Origin of the sequence: Paenibacillus sp. FSL H8-0104, assembly GCF_038050215.1 — a bacterium.
GTDB lineage: Bacteria > Bacillota > Bacilli > Paenibacillales > Paenibacillaceae > Paenibacillus > Paenibacillus amylolyticus.
In genome coordinates this window covers 2,871,119-2,890,845 of record NZ_JBBOTC010000001.1, presented here as the reverse complement: position 1 = coordinate 2,890,845, position 19,727 = coordinate 2,871,119, and the positions used below count along the sequence as shown (strand labels likewise).

At 47.7% G+C, this 19,727-nt stretch carries 12 protein-coding genes; 7 read left to right on the top strand and 5 right to left on the bottom strand.

Features of this window, described 5'->3' with window-relative positions:
* Window positions 1–36: 36 nt before the first annotated feature.
* Window positions 37–1,728 carry a DUF11 domain-containing protein gene (locus NST38_RS13150; RefSeq protein WP_076249563.1) on the bottom strand — a complete coding sequence of 564 codons (1,692 nt, stop codon included), beginning with the start codon at window positions 1,726–1,728 and terminating at the stop codon, window positions 37–39.
* Entirely contained in the window at window positions 1,725–8,435 is a 6,711-nt protein-coding gene (locus tag NST38_RS13145; protein ID WP_076249564.1) for a DUF7507 domain-containing protein, read from the bottom strand. The genes NST38_RS13150 and NST38_RS13145 overlap by 4 nt, the downstream gene beginning before the upstream one ends.
* 232 nt (window positions 8,436–8,667) lie before the next feature.
* Here NST38_RS13145 and NST38_RS13140 point away from each other — a divergent pair, with 232 nt between their 5' ends.
* Window positions 8,668–9,807 carry a GGDEF domain-containing protein gene (locus NST38_RS13140; RefSeq protein WP_076249565.1) on the top strand — a complete coding sequence of 380 codons (1,140 nt, stop codon included), beginning with the start codon at window positions 8,668–8,670 and terminating at the stop codon, window positions 9,805–9,807.
* Window positions 9,808–9,910: 103 nt separating this feature from the next.
* On the opposite strand, the gene NST38_RS13135 is transcribed toward NST38_RS13140, so the two are convergent.
* Window positions 9,911–10,432 (bottom strand): hypothetical protein, encoded by a 522-nt coding sequence (locus NST38_RS13135; RefSeq protein WP_076249566.1) that lies wholly within the window; start codon window positions 10,430–10,432, stop codon window positions 9,911–9,913.
* 72 nt (window positions 10,433–10,504) lie between these two features.
* Window positions 10,505–12,145 (bottom strand): sensor domain-containing diguanylate cyclase, encoded by a 1,641-nt coding sequence (locus tag NST38_RS13130; protein WP_076249567.1) that lies wholly within the window; start codon window positions 12,143–12,145, stop codon window positions 10,505–10,507.
* A gap of 301 nt (window positions 12,146–12,446) precedes the next feature.
* Here NST38_RS13130 and NST38_RS13125 point away from each other — a divergent pair, with 301 nt between their 5' ends.
* From NST38_RS13125 to mnhG, 6 genes are read left to right on the top strand one after another with little or no spacing between them, the layout of a single operon-like run.
* Window positions 12,447–15,401, top strand: coding sequence for a Na+/H+ antiporter subunit A (locus tag NST38_RS13125; protein WP_076249960.1), 2,955 nt, complete (start codon window positions 12,447–12,449; stop codon window positions 15,399–15,401).
* 1 nt (window position 15,402) lies between these two features.
* Complete coding sequence (locus NST38_RS13120; protein ID WP_036608715.1) at window positions 15,403–15,741, top strand: Na(+)/H(+) antiporter subunit C; 339 nt, start codon at window positions 15,403–15,405, stop codon at window positions 15,739–15,741.
* The gene (locus tag NST38_RS13115; RefSeq protein WP_047842678.1) at window positions 15,734–17,212 is read left to right on the top strand and encodes a Na+/H+ antiporter subunit D; all 1,479 of its coding nucleotides are present in this window, start codon (window positions 15,734–15,736) and stop codon (window positions 17,210–17,212) included. The genes NST38_RS13120 and NST38_RS13115 overlap by 8 nt, the downstream gene beginning before the upstream one ends.
* Window positions 17,213–17,218: 6 nt before the next feature.
* Window positions 17,219–17,695, top strand: coding sequence for a Na+/H+ antiporter subunit E (locus NST38_RS13110; RefSeq protein ID WP_036608718.1), 477 nt, complete (start codon window positions 17,219–17,221; stop codon window positions 17,693–17,695).
* Window positions 17,695–17,979 carry a Na(+)/H(+) antiporter subunit F1 gene (locus tag NST38_RS13105; protein ID WP_017688855.1) on the top strand — a complete coding sequence of 95 codons (285 nt, stop codon included), beginning with the start codon at window positions 17,695–17,697 and terminating at the stop codon, window positions 17,977–17,979. Before NST38_RS13110 ends, NST38_RS13105 begins: the two co-directional genes overlap by 1 nt.
* Entirely contained in the window at window positions 17,963–18,355 is a 393-nt protein-coding gene (gene mnhG / locus NST38_RS13100; protein WP_341343977.1) for a monovalent cation/H(+) antiporter subunit G, read from the top strand. The genes NST38_RS13105 and mnhG overlap by 17 nt, the downstream gene beginning before the upstream one ends.
* 133 nt (window positions 18,356–18,488) lie before the next feature.
* Here the strand turns inward: mnhG and NST38_RS13095 are convergent, their stop codons facing one another.
* Window positions 18,489–19,604 carry a rhamnogalacturonan acetylesterase gene (locus NST38_RS13095; protein ID WP_076249961.1) on the bottom strand — a complete coding sequence of 372 codons (1,116 nt, stop codon included), beginning with the start codon at window positions 19,602–19,604 and terminating at the stop codon, window positions 18,489–18,491.
* Window positions 19,605–19,727: the final 123 nt, after the last annotated feature.

Sequence of the window (19,727 nt, the reverse complement as noted above, 5' to 3'; positions counted from 1 at the left end):
ATTCCTCAGGCAAGTTACCGTTAACCGTGATACCTCCTATTCTTCTCTATACTCCACAATGATGCTGTACTCATTCGATCGGGTTTCGCCAGCCCGTTTTTGTCCATTCCATTCATACGTGTACCTGGCAATCAAGTCTCCTTGCAGCGTCCCCACCTTCTCAGAAGCTAACTTCGCTACATACGAGATGTTCTTTTCCGTTCCAGGCTCAATCACGCCCACATGCAGAACCCGTGGTGTGGAATACTCTGATATGCTCAATTGGAGCTGACCCGTAGCTTGACCAAGCCATCTGGCACCCTCAGGTAAAATGCTCCCAAGTTGTACACGTGCCGGCAAATTCCCCGTATTCCCCACACGTACCTGAAAAGTGACGGTACCTCCCTGCTCGACCAATGTGGGTGTCACTTGAACATAAGCCTGAATTATCGGCGCTTTCAATTCGACCACAGCCTCATTAGATGTAATCATCCGCTGCACTGACCGTGAATCCGGCAATCGAAATGTATACATCAGGCTAGCATGATTCACATACCTGTAGTCATCAGGCATCGATTCATCTCGATCTGGAAGTTTCGCTTCGAACTGAATATTCAGAACCGACCGGGCTGTCAACGTCCCCAGATTAAGACCTTTAGCCAGGTTGGTTCCGGGACGTTTAACCCCATTCCAGCGCAGACTGCCTTCGACAAATGTCATACCTGTTGGCAGTACATCCAGGAGAGTTCCATCCACCGCATAACTGCTTGCATTGGAGACGGTAATATTATATTGGACGGCATCACCCAATGTGGCCGTTACCGGGAGCACACTTTTCACCACAGAGACCTGGGGCTGTATCACTTCCAGAGTAACCTGATTGGAGTAGACCATCTCCTGCTGTCCTGCCGAGATATACGCCAGTACAGCTACACTTGATATTCCCTTTGCATCGCTTCCCCCCGTAACCTGAACCCGATATTGTATTCTAATTGAGCTTCCGGGTAAAATCTCTCCAAGTTGTATGCCCGTATCAGGCGTTACTTGTGGCGCAAACATTTCATCTACGATGACACTCGCAGGTATAAAAACAATACCTTGTGGCAAAGAAATCGTTACTTGGGCATTCGGGGCTGCAATAAAACCCGGATTGCTCACGATGACGGTGTACATGACAATATCCCCTGAGAAGGTATAGATGTGATCCGCCTGAAAGGAAATCTCCAGCCGGGATGAGACCAGATTGACCTCAACGATATTGGATTGTTCCATACCCGTAACCGATCTGCCTTCTGGTGTCAAAAACTCATAGTTAACCTGTGCCTGATTCAGCAGCTTCAGTGTCTCAGGTAAACGCAAGATTACAACTTGGAAGTGGTATCGCAACGTGGCTCCAGGCGCGATTTCGGCTGGAGGCAATCCTCTCTCCGGTGATGCTCCCGGTAACGGAATACCATCACGCAGTACACTGTTGGGAAGCAGTGCCGTCTCTGAAGATAGCTGATCCAATAGGTACACTAGGGCCGTAAGATTTCCGGTGTTAACAATTTCAACACGGTAGATAAGAGACTGCCCCAAGGCAGCCTCCGTGATATTGCAGACTTTTCTGACTTCAAGCCTGGGGCCGATCCACGGTGTTACAACCGTATTCGAATAAGATACCTGTTCCAGTTCAGTCGCACCCGAGCTGAATCGAACCAGGGACTGATTCTTTAGCCAGTGGGACAACGGACCGGAAGATTGGCTCATATCACCACAACCTCTACTCTGAATGTAACCGTAACGGAAGCACCCGCAACAATCGAACCAAGCGTGATGCCTGTATTCGGATTCCCTGTTGGTCTTGGCACACCATCCACCGTAACACTTCCTGGCACAAATACTGTACCGACAGGTACCGGGTCAACCATGACCACATTATTCACCACTTCAATGCCGCTATTGGTTACTACAACGGTATAGGTGATTACATCACCAACAACAGCATCAATGGCACTTGTGCTTTTGGCAACAACAACATTTGGTGCAGATACCGGGATAACCAGAACATTCGAAGATACGCTCCCCGTCAACAGACGGCCATCGGGTGGACTAAATGTATAGTTGGCCACCGCCTGGTTAACCAGTTGCTGATCCTGTGGCAACGAATCCACAGTCACTTCGAGGGTAACCGTTACAGTAACCGTACCTCCGGACGGTATGGTACCCACAACGATACCCGTCTCCGGATTGGCACCTGGCTGTGGAACACCATCAATCAGAACACTGTTGGGAAGCAGTACCGCTCCGTTTGGTATACTGTCGATTAATGTTAAATTAACAGCAAGATTCCCACTATTGATAATTGCAAAAGAATACGTGATGGTGTCACCAATCGTTGCATTGGAGGTGCTCCCTGTTTTGGTTACGGCAATAATCGGCTGATAGATTGGTGTTACAACCGTATTGGAATACGCTGCTCCCGAGAAAACACCCGATGTGAAACTTACGGAAGACTGACTGCTTACTTCCGGTGGTGTTGGCAGTGTATTGACCCGAACTGCATACGATACCGTTATCGATGCTCCAGGGGCTAAACTACCAAGGGCTATGCCCAGCGCCGGGTTTGCCAAGGCCCGTGGAACGCCATCTACCAGGACGCTCCCAGCAACAAATGTTACGGCCGGACTGATGGGATCGGTTAACACAATATTGTTTACAGGGTCAATTCCTTCATTGGTCACAACCATTTCATACACAATCGTGTCGCCTACCACGGCATCAACTACCGAAGCTGTCTTAACTACACTGACGTTCGGAGCAGATACTTGAATGTTGAGTGCGTTGGACGTAATCGTGCCTCCAAGTGTTCTTCCATCAGGTAATGTATACGAAAATGTCGCAGAAGCCTGATTGGTAATGGACTGGCTCAAAGGTAACGTCACAATTACAACGGAGAAGGTAACTAGAGTTGTTGTGGAAACGACACCAAGCGGAATACCCGAAGCTGGATCTGCACCTGGTGCAGAAGCCCCGTTAATAATAACGCTATTAGGAACAAACTCTGTTCCTGCCGGAATGGTATCCGTTAACGTGACAGATGCGCCATAGTTCCCGGTATTGGAAATGGCGATGCTGTACACAACGGTATCCCCTACCGTTGCTATCGTCTGATCTCCCGTTTTGACTGCCGCCAGAATAGGTTGAAAGACCGGAGTTGTAACCGTATTGGAGAATGTGGTCGCTGAGAAAGCCCCTGATGTAAAGCTGACCGTGGACTGATTGTTTAACACTGCACTTGCCGGAAGCGCCGTGACCTGCACACTAAATACAACGGTTACCGTTACGCCAGGTGCGATGGAACCAAGGGTTATTCCCGTAGAAGGATTGGCACCAGGGCGCAGAACACCATCGACAAACACGCCGGTTGGCGCAAGAACGGTACTTGTCGGCACTGCATCCGTGAAAACCACATTGTTCACCGTTGCAATTCCGTTATTGGTTACAGCGATGCTATACGTTACGATATCACCAACTGATACCGCCGTTGAAGTTGTAGATTTGACGACATCGACATCCGGTGCCGATACGGTAATGGTCAACACATTGGATAGAACAGACTCCGTGATGTTCCGCCCATCCGGCAATGTATATGATAGAGCTACCGAAGCCTGATTCACCAGTTGTTGCGGACTTGGCAGCGTATCAACAACTACTGAAAAGGTAATGGTGGTCGTAGCTCCGGGAGCCACAGTGCCTGCGGGGATGCCCGTTGCTGGATTTCCTGCTGGCAGCGGTTGACCGTTCACAATAACGCTATTTGGAACAAGGATGGTTCCGGCTGGAAGGTTATCTGTCAGGTTAATCTGGGCTCCAAAGTTTCCCTGATTGTTCACAGTTATCGTGTAGCTGACTGTATCCCCAACGGTAGCATTTTGTGTACTGGCTGTTTTTTGCGCTGAAAGAATAGGCTGGTACACCGGAGTGACCACGGTATTTGAAAAGGTTGTGCTTGAGAATGTACCTGAGGTAAAACTGACCGTAGAGCGATTGCTCAACTGATCACTTGGCGGGATCGCGTCGATACGGATACTGAATGTGACCGTCGCGGACGTTCCTGGCCCCAATGTACCAAGGGGTACCCCACCTGCCGGATTGGCTCCGGGTTGCGCAACCCCATTCACTGTGACACTCCCTGTAACAAAGGAGGCTCCAGCTGGAATCGGGTCTGAAAACTGAATATTGTTCACCGGTGCAATTCCGCTGTTGGTCACCAGAATGGAATAGGTCACCGTATCGCCTACCGTAGCCGCAGTGGAAGCTGTGCTTTTGACAACAGCGACGTTTGGTGACGAGACCGGGAACGTGAGTGTATTCGAAGTGGCTGAGCCAGTCAACGTCCGCCCATCTGGAGGTGTAAATGTAAAGGATGATGTAGCAAAATTGCTAAGCTGCTGTGGGGATGGAAGTGAATCCACAACAACGGCAAACGTGACAACAGCCGTCGCCCCTGCTGCTACAATGCCTACCGGAATACCTGTTCCTGGTGTTACTCCCGGCTCTGGCACACCGGATACAACCACACTGTTGGGTACAAAAGTAGTCGCAGAAGGAATATTGTCTGTGAGAGTAACATTTGCTTCCAGATTGCCAGCATTGCTGACCGTCACCGTGTATACAACCGTATCACCTACAGTTGCATTTACGGTATTTGCTGTTTTGACAAGTGAAATCTGCGGTTGTATGACCGGAGTCTGAGTGGTATTGGACGATGATGACCCTGAAAATGAACCGGACGTGAAGCTGACCGTCGACTGATTGTTAATCTGCGAAGGAATCGGCATGGTAATCGTCACCTCAAAAGTTACGGTAACCTCGGCTCCTGGAGCCAACGTACCGATTGGAATGCCGGCGGTCGGATTGGAGAGCGGGAACGAAGTCCCGTTCACAATGACACTTCCGGGTACAAATGGGGTATTCGAAGGAAGAGGATTGACATATACCACATTATTAACGGCTACTGTGCCGTTATTACGAATAACAGATGTGTATCGAATGACATCTCCGACTACGCCATACTCTACATTGTCACTGTTGACAATCGTAACATTGGGCAGAGACACTGGAATAGTGATGGTGTTTGATGACGAGAGACCGGCAATCGTTCTCCCGCTTGGGAGTGTGTAGGCAAATGAAGCAACCGCCTGATTAATTAACTGCCTTGCATCTGGCAAACTGGTAACCGTCGCAACAAAGGTGACCGTTGCACCTGAGCCCGCTGCAATCTCTCCTAGACTGATACCCGACTCCGGGCTGAATCCAGGTGTAGGTACGCCATTAATAATGACACTATTTGTGCTGAATACTGCTTCTGCTGGAATGGGATCTGTCAAGGTAACCGTTGCAGCTATGTTACCTGTATTGTTAATTTGGATGGTGTAATTAAACGTATCGCCTACCGTCAAACTTGTTGTACTTGCTGACTTCACCACTTGGATCACTGGAAGAAATATGGGAGTATTTACTGATATTGAAGAAGAAACACCGTTAAAACTGCCTGATGTAAATGCTGCATTGGCCTGGTTACTAACCAAACCCGTAGATGGAACGGAATTCACTCGGGTCTGATAGGTCACAGTTACACTGCTTGAGCTATTCAATGAACCCACTGCGATTCCCGCAACGGGGCTTGCGCTGGGAACAGCAGATCCATTAATCGTGACACTACCCGGGACAAATTCAGAGCCGGATGGTGCATCCGAAATCACCAGATTTTGTACTGCACTAATTCCTGCGTTTGTTGCAACAACGGTATACGTAAGCACATCTCCAACTGTCGCATCCGCTGTGTTTACTGTTTTACTAATAGAAATATTGGGAGCCGATGCAGATATACGAACGATATTGGATAAGCTGCTGCCTGAGAGATTCCTTCCACTTGGAAGCTGGTACGTATAACTTGCTGTCCCTTGATTCTCCAGTGTCGGGGGAGTCGGAAGTGTGGTGAGTGTAGCGCGAAACACCACCGTAGCCGCAACTCCCGGCAGGAGGCTTCCCAGTGTTATTCCGGTTAATGGGCTTGTTCCAGGACGTGCAGTACCATTCACAGTTACCGAATTCGGGACAAACGTCAGCCCCGCTGGAATCGTATCCGTCACATTCACTTGAGTCGCTATATTCCCACTGTTCGTGACCACAAGTGTGTATGCAATCTGATCCCCCAGTGTCGCATTGGTTTGGCTTGCCGACTTGTTGATACCAACAACAGCTTGGTATACAGGGGTTGTAATGGAATTGGAGTTGGAAATGCCCGTGAACGAACCAGAGCTATAGGACACTACCGCTCGATTAACTAACGAACCTGAAGCAGGCAAAGACTGCACATTCACCTGAAACGTCACCGTCGCAGAACTTCCGGCCGCCAATGTCCCAATAGAGATACCACTGCTCGGATTCGCAGACGGTACGACAGTTCCCCTTACGGTTGCACTGCCGGGAACAAAAGCTATTCCAGCAGGGAGCGCATCTGTAAGTACCACATTATTAATCACCTGAATACCGCTGTTGGTCGTAACTACGGTGTACGTGAAGGTTTCCCCGACAGCAACATCGGTAACGGATGCTGATTTTACCGTGGTCACATTGGGCAATGTTACCGGAATCGTTAAGGTATTCGAGGCGATGTTTCCCGTGATCGTCCGACCATCAGGTGAATTGAAGGAATAAGAAGCTGTCGCCTGATCCACAAGAGTCGGCGGTGTTGGCAAGCTTGTTACAAGTACCTGAAAAGTCACGGTATTGGCACTTCCTGCCGCGAGGCTCCCCAGATTAACGCCAGTAACCGGATTGGCGCCAGCAATCACATTTCCATTCAGACGAAAGCTGCCTGCTACATATGAGCTACCACTTGGAATGTTATCCCTCAATGTAACGTTGGCAGCAACATTCCCTCCGTTGTTCACCTGCAGTGTATACGTTACCAGGTCACCCACCGTGGCATTGGTGGTACTCGCCGATTTCACAATGGACAGGTTTGGCGAATAAACCGTAAGGGTGGAGTTGTTGGAAGGAATAACTCCGGTAATGACCGGCCCCCCTGCTACACTTTGAAATGTAAAGGCTGCATTGGCCGAATTCACCAGTTGCAGGATGCTTGCATCCTGACCGATGAGTGCTCGATAGGTTACAACAACACTGCTGGATAAAGTTAACGAACCCAACGGAATGCCTGCCGTCACATCAAGTGTTGGACGGGATACACCTGCAACCGTGACACTGCCAGGAATAAAGGTAAGACCTGCAGGAAGTGAATCGGATAAAACAACACTGGCCGCACTCGCAGTGCCTGCATTGGTAACGGTAACCGAATATAGGATACTATCCCCGGCAACTGCACCGGCGGCGACCGTTGCCTTAGCCAATGTGATCTTGGGTGCATTAATATCAACTTGAATTGCATTGGCGTTGACAATGTAGGCATCCCCCGAGGTTGTTAATGTCAACACCGCAGATGACTGGTTATTGATCAGTCTTGCTGAAACATCCACATTGGTAATATCCCAGCCTTGACGTCCACCGATAATATTCGTACCTGGAGCTCCATTGATCTGATTTCGTGTCCCAAACGTTCCTGTTGTATTAAGCGCTCCGGTATCTCCGTTAATCTGAGAAGCAAAAAAGTTCGCAGCTAGATTATTGGGCCCGGACAAAGCAACCGATGTAGCTGAGGTTGGCCCGAATAATGCCTGGTCACCGGTCCGGTTTGCGTCTCCCTCCTGCGCACTGAACAGTATTCTTCCTCCCAATACACCGGAAAGGGGCGTTGCAAATCCAGTCAGTGTGGTAACAACAGGTGGTGAAGTGGATTGAACGAGTACGCCGCCTGCACGCAAAGACATGTTGCGAAAAGGCAGATTAGGATTCTGATAAATGACTCCAAGTGTCCACCCCGCATGATTGGCCGTGGAATCATTTGTAATAACAATAGTCCCTACCACTGCTCCGGTGATATATGTACCTGCTCCCCCATTTTGTACAAGTGTGGTCACATTGGCGGAACGTACATAGCCAGCAGCACCGCCCCCCAGATCGAATTGATTGTAGGTAAGTGGATCAGGGGTAACACTGGAAGTCCCTGCGGGTGTAATAAACGTAACCGGATTGTTAATGGCAGCACTCAGATTGACTGTACCATTGATGTAACTGCCGCCCCAGATCAATTCTGCATACAGAACGGTACTTCCAGCAGGTAGTGTAAGAATGGCTGCTGAACTGTTGCTCTGATACAGGCTTGTCGTTCCTAGTGGATAGGTGCCGTACTGGAGGCTGGTGTTGGTTGTGATAAAACCTCCAATACTGTCCTGTGTTCCGGGTACTCCCGCTGTTTCCGAACGACTCAGTCCAAGCGTATTTCCTGTAAATGTAATTGCTCCCGTAGCATTAACGGTTGAACGAACGACAAGAGGAATGAAGATCACCTCCCCTTCATCAATGATTTCCTACATATGGAACGGAGCCATGTATATAGTCTATGAGTGTATTGTTGAGTTTTGTTTGTCCTCCATAAAAAGTTTGTGACAACTCGAAACTTATGTGAGTCTTGTTCTCACATAACAGTTAAATACATTTGCGTTTTGTTCATTGTGATTTATAATTATCATATACGAGAGTAATTCTGTCGTACCATTATGATGCAGTCAGCGGTGATATATGAAAGGTTTCCATACGCATAATAGCCACATTCCAACAGAGTACGAGTTCAAACATTCCAAATGGATTCAAAAAATGCTCCATGCCTACTGGATTGTTATCATTGCACATTTCGCCATTCAGATTGGCTGTTTCCTGTTTCTGGAGTATGATCGCACACCTACAGATTTCTTGATGAATGTCCTCTTCTGGCCTACGGCCGTCAGCTGTTCATGCATTTTGTTCGCAAGTTGGGTTGATCGGCGCTTCAGTTCATATTCCTTTTACACCATGTCTATAGCCAGCACGGTTATCGCCTGGACGATTATTCATGTCAATTATGACATCCGAATTATATTAGCAATCTGTCTGTTGCCCATCTTTGCTTCGGTGCTGTTTTTCAGTAAAAAGAGAGTCTGGATTGTCTTTCTGATGCAGATGACTGGTTACTTTTTGGTTTTGTTCGATCCGGCCTACAGGTTGTACCTGTCTTCATTTGACATGGTATCCATTCCTGCTTTTCTAATCCTAGGTACATATGTAGCACAGGTTATCGTAACCAGCGGCGTTGAGGTGCTCGATGATCTTCATGCCAGCATGCTTGCCAAGCAGGACCTTATTGTGCGAAATGCCATTATGACCAAACAGTCCAAAACAGACGGTCTAACCAACCTTTATAATCAAAGCTCATTCAAGGATTATTATGAAAAAGCATTTGAGTATGCCAACAGTGGCATGAGTCTGCATCTGGCCCTGATCGATATTGATGACTTCAAATCCATTAATGATACGTATGGTCATCGGGTTGGAGACATTATTCTGGAGAAAGTGTCCCTGATCATTCAGGAAACCATTACCTCAAGTGATATTGCAGCACGGTACGGGGGCGAAGAATTCGCCTTATTGATGTTTGAGCAATCTTTCAAGCAGGCTTATGCCTTGGTGGAACAGATTCGCCAAAAGATTGCCCTGATGGGCCATCTGGAACTTGAAGGAGCTTCCATCACCGTGAGTATCGGTCTCAAAAGCTACAGCCCTAATCTAACCAAAGACAAATTGTTCGAGGAAGTGGATGCCTGTCTGTATGCCGCGAAACGAACAGGTAAAAATAAAACCGTAACATCACTTGATCTGACTTCGTCCTTGTCAGAGAAAATATAACTAAAAAAGTTGTGCTGTACACCGGAATTCCGGTTTGTACAACACAACTTTTTTTGGGTTTGAATATAATCAGCACGCCGATCGTCTTCATACATCTATGTTTTCATTCCGCCCATTCCCAGCGATGGCGATTTTGCTCCAGCATCGGATGCAGGTATTCGGACGATCCATCAATGATGAGACGCAGCTCTTTGATCCAATCCTTGAAGGAATCAAATGAAGCAAACATATTCGCCATCTCTATCGTCAAATACAGAAAGTGAGGGGCTGGATATTCCGCAGTGATATGGCGTAGCGCGCTATCCACAGGTGTATATTTCTTTCTCTTGCCCTCAAGCCCCTCCACACGTATACGTGAAGTTGGATGTTCCCTCCGCCAATCATGCAGGCGGTCTTCTCTTTTGTAATATGCCTGTATCGTATCCTTGCTCATTCGTTTAAACGTGCTCTCGTGTAAAGGATACAGCACAAGCTGTATGAATGAACGGGTATCTACCGTTGCAGCGGCTCGCTCGAGTTGCTCATCGGTCACATGTTCAAACGAGTCATAAAAAGTCAGTGTACCTTTGCGGCTGGCCGCAGGTGGCTCATAACCATAAGGTACAGTTGTATATTTTCCAGACAATTTCACCCCTCCTTGTCTATACGCTTATTCGCACAAAGGTAATTGGGATAACCCCGCTAATGTTATTATACGCTAACGATCCTGCTTCAACTCGGAATAAAATGTCATTCTGTTCTTGCCTGCACGTTTGGACTCATACAAAGCTTCGTCCGCCATCCGGATAATCTCACTTGGGTTGTCGCTGTTGGTTGGATATTCCGCACCTCCAATGCTACATCCAATTCGAATTCGCTCGTATTCAATAATAAACGGCTTGTTCAGACTTTGAATGATGGCTTCTGCATAAGCCATGGCTTCTTCCCTCGGATGAATCCCAACAGACTGAAGTACAATCAGGAATTCATCTCCGCCCAATCGGACAGTTATCCCCTTCACCTGACCAAGAGCAGACAGTCGCTGGGCCACTTTCTGTAACAGCACATCTCCAGTCTGATGTCCAAGTGTATCGTTGACCCGTTTGAATCCATCGAGATCCAGATAGAGAAAAGTCAGCGTGTGATTTTCACTTTCGGTCTCCAGAGACTCCTCCAGATACACTTCAAGGGCAGTGCGATTTGGCAGTCTAGTCAACTGATCAAAATGCGCCAGATTCTGCATCACGACCAGCTCTGAGTTTTTATTCATAAGAGAGGTCAGCATATCCCGAAGCGAACGGGACAACACTTCAATCTCCTTAATCCCCTTAATCGCAGGAATCTCAAGCTCTTCCCCTGCACGCAGTCGATTGGCTACTCTGGTAAGACGCACAAGCGGGGCAGAGATCAGACGTGAGACAACCCAGCCAATCAGTGCAAACAGCACGGTAACGGCGAGTCCAGACCACACATTAAACCACATCAGGTCAAACACAGAAGCAAAAGCAGATGACTTGACTTGACGAATGACAACGGTCCAGCCTAATCCGGGATAATCCAGATGACCCTGGCTGTAGGCAAACCCTGTCACATATTCATTACCGTCAGGCCACTTTTCAATGGACCAACTGCTCTTGTTGAGCTGGGCCTCTTCGATGCCAGGCAACACCAACGGTTTACCGACCCATTCCTTCGGCCCGAGCAACACTGTATGTTCCTTTTTGCTTACGATAAAAAACTCAATGTCCTTTTCTTCCCTTTCCAATGGGGCAAGTACAGATTCCTCGACTTCCTTCGCCCATTCCCAGCTTAAATGTGCAGCGAGCACACCTTGAATCATTCCTTTGCTATCCTTCAGCGGAAAACTGATATCGACAAATTGCAACGGCTCTCCCGTTGGATTCGGAAGCAGCTTGGCAAGAAGTACTGCATTATGCACATCTCCAATGAATTTACCCTTGATTCCCTCCTGATACACAGGTCGCTCTGATAAATTTTCCCCAAGCAAGATACCATCCGTAGCAGCTAACACTTTTCCCTTCGGGTCCATGAATCCAACCCATGAGAATGAGGGAAAGCTATCTTGTAACTGATCCAGCAGCATCTGAATCTCATCAGGTTGGAATTCATCTTCCAACGAAGCCATTTGGCCCAGCAGGTCCAGTTCACCCGCACGAGCGGACATGAATCGATCCAGCTTGTCCGAAGCCTGTGAGGCCGTGCCTGTAAGCGAGTGACCAATCTCAGTCTCTACAGCAACAAATGACTTTTGGCTAAAAATAGACCCAATCGTCAGGGTAACCAGCAAGGATAACACAGCAAAGATGACTGTAAGCACAGTTCTAATTTTGAATGACATTACTTCCTCCATTACACGGTGAAACCATCTTGCTTCTCAACATAACTATGCTGTAAAGAGTACACGGAATGTCACCTATTCGTTTTCATATTTATCGGAACTTGTGTGTTTTTTTATTATACATGCCCATACAATATTATACTGAAATCTTCACCGTGTTTCTTCCATTCAAAGAATAGACACGATTCTGTATATACATACTTGGGTTATGAATATAGAGAGCAAGCATATCCTTCAAAGGATCATGCGCCTGTATGTCACACAGAGAGAAGTCGAAATTCTAAACATTGGGGGTGTAATGTTGAGCCTGCTTCATGTTGCTGTTATTCTGCCTTTTGCCGCTGGCATTCTTCTTGCCATGCTGCATCGTTTCTTCCGTAAATTACATTTGGGATGGCCGGTTCTCCTTGTCCCGGCACTATTATTTGTATACTTTGCGAGTCTCATACCCGCTGTGTCACAGCGCAATACCGTATCCGGAAATATCCCGTGGATCCCTTCATTGGACATTGGATTCAATCTGTATCTGGACGGTCTGAGCCTCATGTTGACACTGCTAATCACCGGAATCGGTGTCCTCGTTGTTCTCTACTCCATCTTCTACATGGATATGAAAGAAGCGCTGAACCGTTTCTACCTGTATCTGTTGATGTTCATGGGAGCCATGTTGGGCGTGGTACTGTCTGATAATATGATCGTGCTCTACGGATTCTGGGAATTGACCAGTATTACGTCATTCCTGTTGATTGCATTCCATTACAAACGTAAAGCCTCAACTTCAGGAGCACAAAAATCATTCCTGATTACGGTATTTGGCGGTTTCGCCATGCTTACCGGATTCATGATGATGTATCTCATTACCGGAACATTCAGTATTCGTGCAACCATTACAGGATTGGGTCAGTTTCAGGAAAGCGCACTATTTCTACCCGCACTTATCTTGATCCTGATTGGAGCTTTCACCAAGTCAGCTCAGTTCCCGTTCCATATCTGGTTGCCGGATGCCATGGAAGCTCCGACACCTGTGAGTGCCTATCTTCACTCAGCCACCATGGTCAAGGCCGGACTGTACGTTGTAGCACGGTTTACACCAATCTTCGGTGGACAGGGACTCTGGTTCTGGCTCGTTACCGGCGTTGGTCTTCTGACTTTGTGTTATGGATCATTCCTGGCGGTGAAAAAAAACGATCTCAAAGCGATTCTTGCCTATTCGACCATCTCTCAACTTGGTCTGATCATGTCCCTCTTAGGGGTTGGATCTGCTGCTCTCTACTTCGGATATGGCGAATCCTCTGCGATGTACACTGTTGCAATAACCGCTGCGCTGCTTCACCTGTTTAATCATGCAACCTTCAAGGCCGCTCTGTTCATGGTCGTAGGGATTGTTGATCATGAAACGGGTACACGTGACATACGGAAGCTCGGTGGACTTGCTTCATTCATGCCAATCACATTCACCGTGGCATTGATCGGCTCACTTGCCATGGCGGGTATTCCGCCCTTCAACGGATTCCTGAGCAAGGAGTTATTCTTCCAGGCGATGGTGGAAGTCACGCATCTACGAATCTTTGGACTTGGGTCCTGGAGTGTTCTATTGCCGGTATTCGCTTGGCTTGCAAGTGTGTTTACCCTGATCTATGCGCTTATTATCGTGTTCAAAACATTCCTCGGTCGTAGCCAAAGCGAGATCCCTGCCGAGAAGCTGCACGAAGCGCCCGCTGGCATGCTCATTCCGCCTGTTGTTCTAGGTGTTCTTGTCGTTGTATTCGGACTCTTCCCGAATCTGCTGGCCGGATCACTGATTGAACCGGCAATGGCCGCTGTGCTTCCATCCCTCTTGAATGGGAATGAGCGCTTCGATGTACATTTCTCCCTGTGGCATGGATGGACTCCGGAACTGATTATGACAATCGGAGTTGTGATTCTCGGAATCACTCTCTACAAGCTGTTGCCACGATGGAGGAATATTTATGAGCATTATCCACAAGGATTAACAATTAACAATATGTACCATGTCGTGCTTGATAATCTTCAGCATTATGCACGCAAATGGACGGAAGCCTATATGAATGGCTCGGTTCGTAATTATCTCGTTTACATTTTCTCATTCACGGTCGCGTTGCTGGTCTATGCCTTCTTCCGTTCAGGAGAAAATATTACCTGGAATCTGCAAGGCAATGCACCTTACTCATTTTATGAGGTGGTACTACTAGTCACGCTCATCGGTGCTGCAGTTTCGATTCCTTTTGCCAAGAACAGACTATCGGCAGTCATTATGACTGGAGCAGTTGGTTACCTTGTAACTCTGCTATTCGTACTCTTCCGGGCGCCGGATCTGGCGTTGACACAGATGATTGTTGAGACGGTATCCGTTGCATTGTTCCTGCTCTGCTTCTACCATCTGCCTGAGCTTCAACGTGGCAAATCAAGCCGCAGTTATCTCACGGTAAATATGATCGTAGCGATTGCAGTCGGAATCGTGATGACTTTTGTTGCATTGGCCGCAAGCGGAACAGCCTCACTGGACAGCATTTCTACTTTCTTCCTTCAGGAAGCCTATGACTCAGCTGGTGGTAAAAATGTCGTGAACGTGTTGCTGGTAGATTTCCGTGGCTTCGATACGTTATTGGAGATTATGGTGCTTGGCGTTGCTTCGTTATCTATCTACTCCATGATTAATCTGAACCTCGAAGCAAAAGATCTTGGAGCCCGCTTGAAGTTCCGTAAGAAGGACGAGAGTCAGGATTCCGAACCTGCTCTGGATGATGAAGCGGACAATACGAAAAAGTATGGTAACCGGGAACGCAGCTCATCCTCGTGGGATACTGTCCCCTTGCAGAGTAATGATGTATTGCTACAAACGACCACCAAGGTTGTTGTGTTCATCATACTGACGTTTGCCATGCACCTCTTCTTTGCAGGTCACCACAATCCGGGCGGAGGTTTCATCGGCGGCTTGGTCACAGCGGCAGCGCTCGTATTGATTGCCCTGGCATTCAGTACAGATACGATACGCAAAGCGTTACCGGTTGACTTCCGTATGCTAACAGGAATCGGATTGGGTATAGCTTTACTCACGGGTGCGGGTTCATTTATATTTGGAGTTCCGTTCCTAAGTCAAACCTTCGGCTATTTCGAACTTCCTTTGCTAGGAGAGACAGAACTCGCCACGGCCATGCTGTTTGATCTTGGCGTGTATCTCGCTGTCCTGGGTGTCACCATGACCATCATTCTACAGATCGGGGAGGATCGCTGATATGGAAATATTGATGTGTGTAGCCGTTGGCATTCTGTTTGCGGTTGCCGTCTTTTTAATCTTGTCGCGGAGCCTGCTCCGCATCGTACTTGGCATGTCCATACTAACCCATGGCGTGCATCTGCTCTTGATCACCATGTCACGTCTCAAAACTGGGGCACCACCGTTGCTTGGGGAGATGGCTGAACGTTATGTCGATCCTCTTCCTCAGGCTTTGATACTAACTTCGATTGTTATCAATTTTGGACTCACTGCGTTCTTCTTTGTTCTCTCCTATCGTTCTTATCTGAAGCTGAGAACAGACGATATGGAAGAAGTAAGGGGGCGCCCATATGAATAATCTCGTCGTTCTGCCCATTCTCTTGCCTTTGATTACAGGTGTTCTGGCTCTGCTATTTTTCCGAAAAATAAATATCCAGCGGATCATTAGTGTCATTGGACTTTTGTTTACAGCAGCGGTCTCAACGATACTCATTACGCGGGTAGCTCAGACTGGAGTTCTAACGCTTAATATGGGTGGATGGGCACCTCCCTATGGTATTGTGCTTGTTGCGGACATGGTATCGGCGCTACTTGTCGTTGCCGCTTCCATCATTGCACTGGCGTGTCTGCTGTATGCGTTCCGCAGTGTGAACAAGGAGCGGGAAGAGCACCACTTCTATCCGTTCTTTCATTTTCTAATCGCGGGCGTTAACGGTTCATTCCTAACCGGAGATTTGTTCAATTTGTTTGTCAGCTTTGAACTGATGCTCATCTCTTCCTATGCACTGATCGTATTGGGAGGTACGGAAAGACAGCTTCGGGAAACGATCAAATATGTCTTGATTAACATCGTTTCTTCAGCTCTTTTTGTCGCTTCCATCGGCTTCCTCTACTCCATAACTGGCACACTGAACATGGCAGATTTGTCCGTCAAAATTGCTGAAGTGGGACAGAGCGGAGTCATTACCTTAATTGCTGTTCTCTTTCTGATCGTATTTAGCATCAAGGCCGGACTGTTCCTGTTCTTCTGGCTGTCGGGCTCTTATGCGGCACCACCTGCTGTTGTCACTGCATTGTTCGCAGGATTGCTTACCAAGGTTGGCTTGTACGCGATTGTGCGAACATTCACACTGATCTTCTATCATGATCCTGATTTCTTCCATGCACTAATCGGATGGATGGCTGGAGCAACGATGGTCCTGGGTGTCATCGGTGCGATCTCATACCGCGATGTAAACAAGATTCTCATCTACAACGTGGTCGCAGGTGTAGGGTTTGTCGCTTTTGGTATGGCTGCGGCCAGTCGCCCTGCACTGGAAGGTCTGCTCTTCTATATGCTACATGATATGTTGATCAAAACATTGCTCTTCCTGCTCGGCGGTGCCTTGATCGCTGTTGCCGGAACATCCAAACTTGATAACATGGGCGGGTTAATCCATCGCTATCCGCTGCTAGGCTGGATGTTCTTCATTAGTGCACTTGCCTTGGCAGGTTTGCCGCCATTTAGTGGATTTCCGGGGAAGTTGCTTCTCTTTGAAGGAGGCTTGCAGGCAGGCTTGTATGGTCTTACCGGCATTGCGGTGCTTTCGAGCTTGTTGATGTTATATTCGGTACTTCGTATCTTCATACAAGCGTTCTGGGGCGAACCGCCTGCCGGGGTTACAAGACGCCCTTACGCGGTGAACGGCCTTCTGATTCCTGCCGGAATTCTGTTTGTATTCATCATCGTAATGGGTGTGGGGGCTGAAGGCATGTTCCAATTGACCTCCCGCGCAGGCGATATTCTACTGCATCCCAATATTTATATTGATGCCGTATTGAAGGAGTAGATGTCTATGGCCTTTCAGATTGTACTGAATCTTATCATTGCTTTTGTATGGATGTTTCTGAACAACGCCTGGAATGGTGTTGGTTTTCTCATAGGTTACCTGCTCGGACTGCTTCTCATCGGGGGGATGCGCAGATTCTTCCCCCAGCGCTTCTATATTGTGCGAGTCTGGGCCATTTTCAAACTAATTACACTGCTGTTCAAGGAACTGGTGCGAGCCAGCATTGAGGTTATACGCCAGATTATCAAGCCCAAGTTAGATATAAGGCCCGGTATTTTTACGTATAAAACTCAATTGTCCTCGGATTGGGAAGTTACTCTGCTCTGCTTACTCATCTCATTGACACCAGGTTCTCTGCCGCTTGAGATCTCGGGTAATCAACGTAAACTGTTTATTCACGCACTGGATATCAAGGATGAACAGAAAATGAGAGATGATATCCAAAATACATTCGAAAAAGCAATTATGGAGGTGACGCGTTAATGTTATCCTCACTGTTGTTCATCTCATTGCTCATTCTCTCCTTAGCCATTCTGGGTTGCTTGTACAGGGTGCTTCGGGGACCATCCATGGCTGATCGGATCACGGCACTGGATACCATCGGTATCAATGTGATTGCCATCGTTGCCGTTCTGTCGATGATGTTGCAAACCCAAGCCTATCTGGATATTATCTTGCTGATTGGCATTTTGGCCTTTTTAAGTACAGTGGCATTTGCACGTTATATTGAACGGGGGGCGGTATTCAAAAATGATGGAGATCGTTAAAATAACCGCTGAAACCGCTATAGGTCTACTCGTACTGCTGGGTGCACTACTCAGTGCACTCAGTGCATTCGGACTTATTCGTCTGCCTGATGTATATCTACGTGCCCATGCCGCAACCAAAAGTATGACACTTGGAGTGTTCTGTGTATTAAGCGCTACATTTTTCTACTTCTGGTATTTCGATAACTATATCAGTGCCCGCTTGTTGTTAGGTATCCTGTTTGTATTCATCACGGCTCCGGTCGCCGGACATCTGAACGGACGGGCCGCCTATCGCACAGATGTACCGCTGTGGGAGCAGAGCGTGCAAGATGAATTGGAACCCTTGTTAAAAGGAAAAAAAGTGAACCATGAAGCCAAGGATATGATGGAGTAATCCCCAGCCTAGGCATAACAAATACCCCCGAGGATCAGCCGCCCTTTTCGCGGCATGTTCCCGGGGGTATTTTTTATTTTTCATACACGGATCATATCAAGCACTGATTATGCAGACTGATTAAGTAGTAAAGTCAGAATCCATTCAGTCCCTGTCTTCTCAGATCCGCAGCCACAATACGTGCAAGCTCCGCAGCCCCTTGACGATTCGGATGCAGACTATCCCCTGTCATATACAGAGCAAGTGTTGCCGCAGGACCAATAGACGTGAAATAGGCAGAACTCAGCTTGTTCAGTTCAACAAGGGTAACCCCCTCTTCCTGAGCGAGTGCACGTGTGGATTGATTGTACCAGCGGTTCTCCGCTTGATGTACATTGGCTGTATTAAAGTCTGTTGCCCGGCCCTGAGGCGTAGAGAGGATAACCGTTGCTCCTTTGTTCTTCGCCTGACGTACCATATCCCGCATAATCTCTTTGAACTGCGCCTCCGTTGTATTGTTCTTGGCATTGGTATCGTTAATTCCGAATTGCAAAATAAAATAATCTCCCGGCTTGATATACTTCAGAATCGCTTCCATCTGACCATCATCGCGGAAGCCTCTCGCAAATTGACCACTTGACGCCATATTGCGAACCTGGAAGGTGGAATTGTTCACATAGGACGGAAACAACTGTCCCCAACCTCCTTGTACACTGCTGCCCAGCGGATAGTAATTACAAACTGTTGAGTCACCACCTATGTAGATCGTGCGGTTGGTAACGGTTTGATTGGATAACTTCCGGATTTCAAGTGCACTAAGTGTGAAGGCGGTGCCTGTCTTTCCTTCTGTAACCAGCAGGTTTAATTGCCCGTCAGTCACCGGAATTTGAAACTGGTCCGTTGCCCCGTTGCCCGTCATATTAATGATCTGGTAGACACCTTCTGCAGCCACACTCGCTCTGGCAGTATTGCCCAGGACCACTTTAACTTCATATAGGCCATTGGACAGATTCACATTGAAGGTATTGCTGCTCTTGGTGCCGTAAGTCAGAAACTGCACAGCGTCACTCTTAACCCCGCTTCCTGATGCAGGCACATTTCTCATATTGGCAGGTGTGTTGAAACCATAACCTTTCGTAGGCGTATAGGCATCTCCTGCGGACACGCCTGTGTAACCGTTCTCAACAGCACCCGAACCAAAATCAAATCTGTAATTGTCCGTTGCCGCTTCGGCGACTTGCCCTCCACTGCTTCCCAAACCGATGCCCATTGTACTTGCAAACAGAACAAAACAGAGCAGAAGCTTAACCGATATTGACCATTTCATCACTGAATTCTCCTCTCGAATATACTACGTAGACAGAATAACCTTCCAATCGCTGTTATCCCAGAT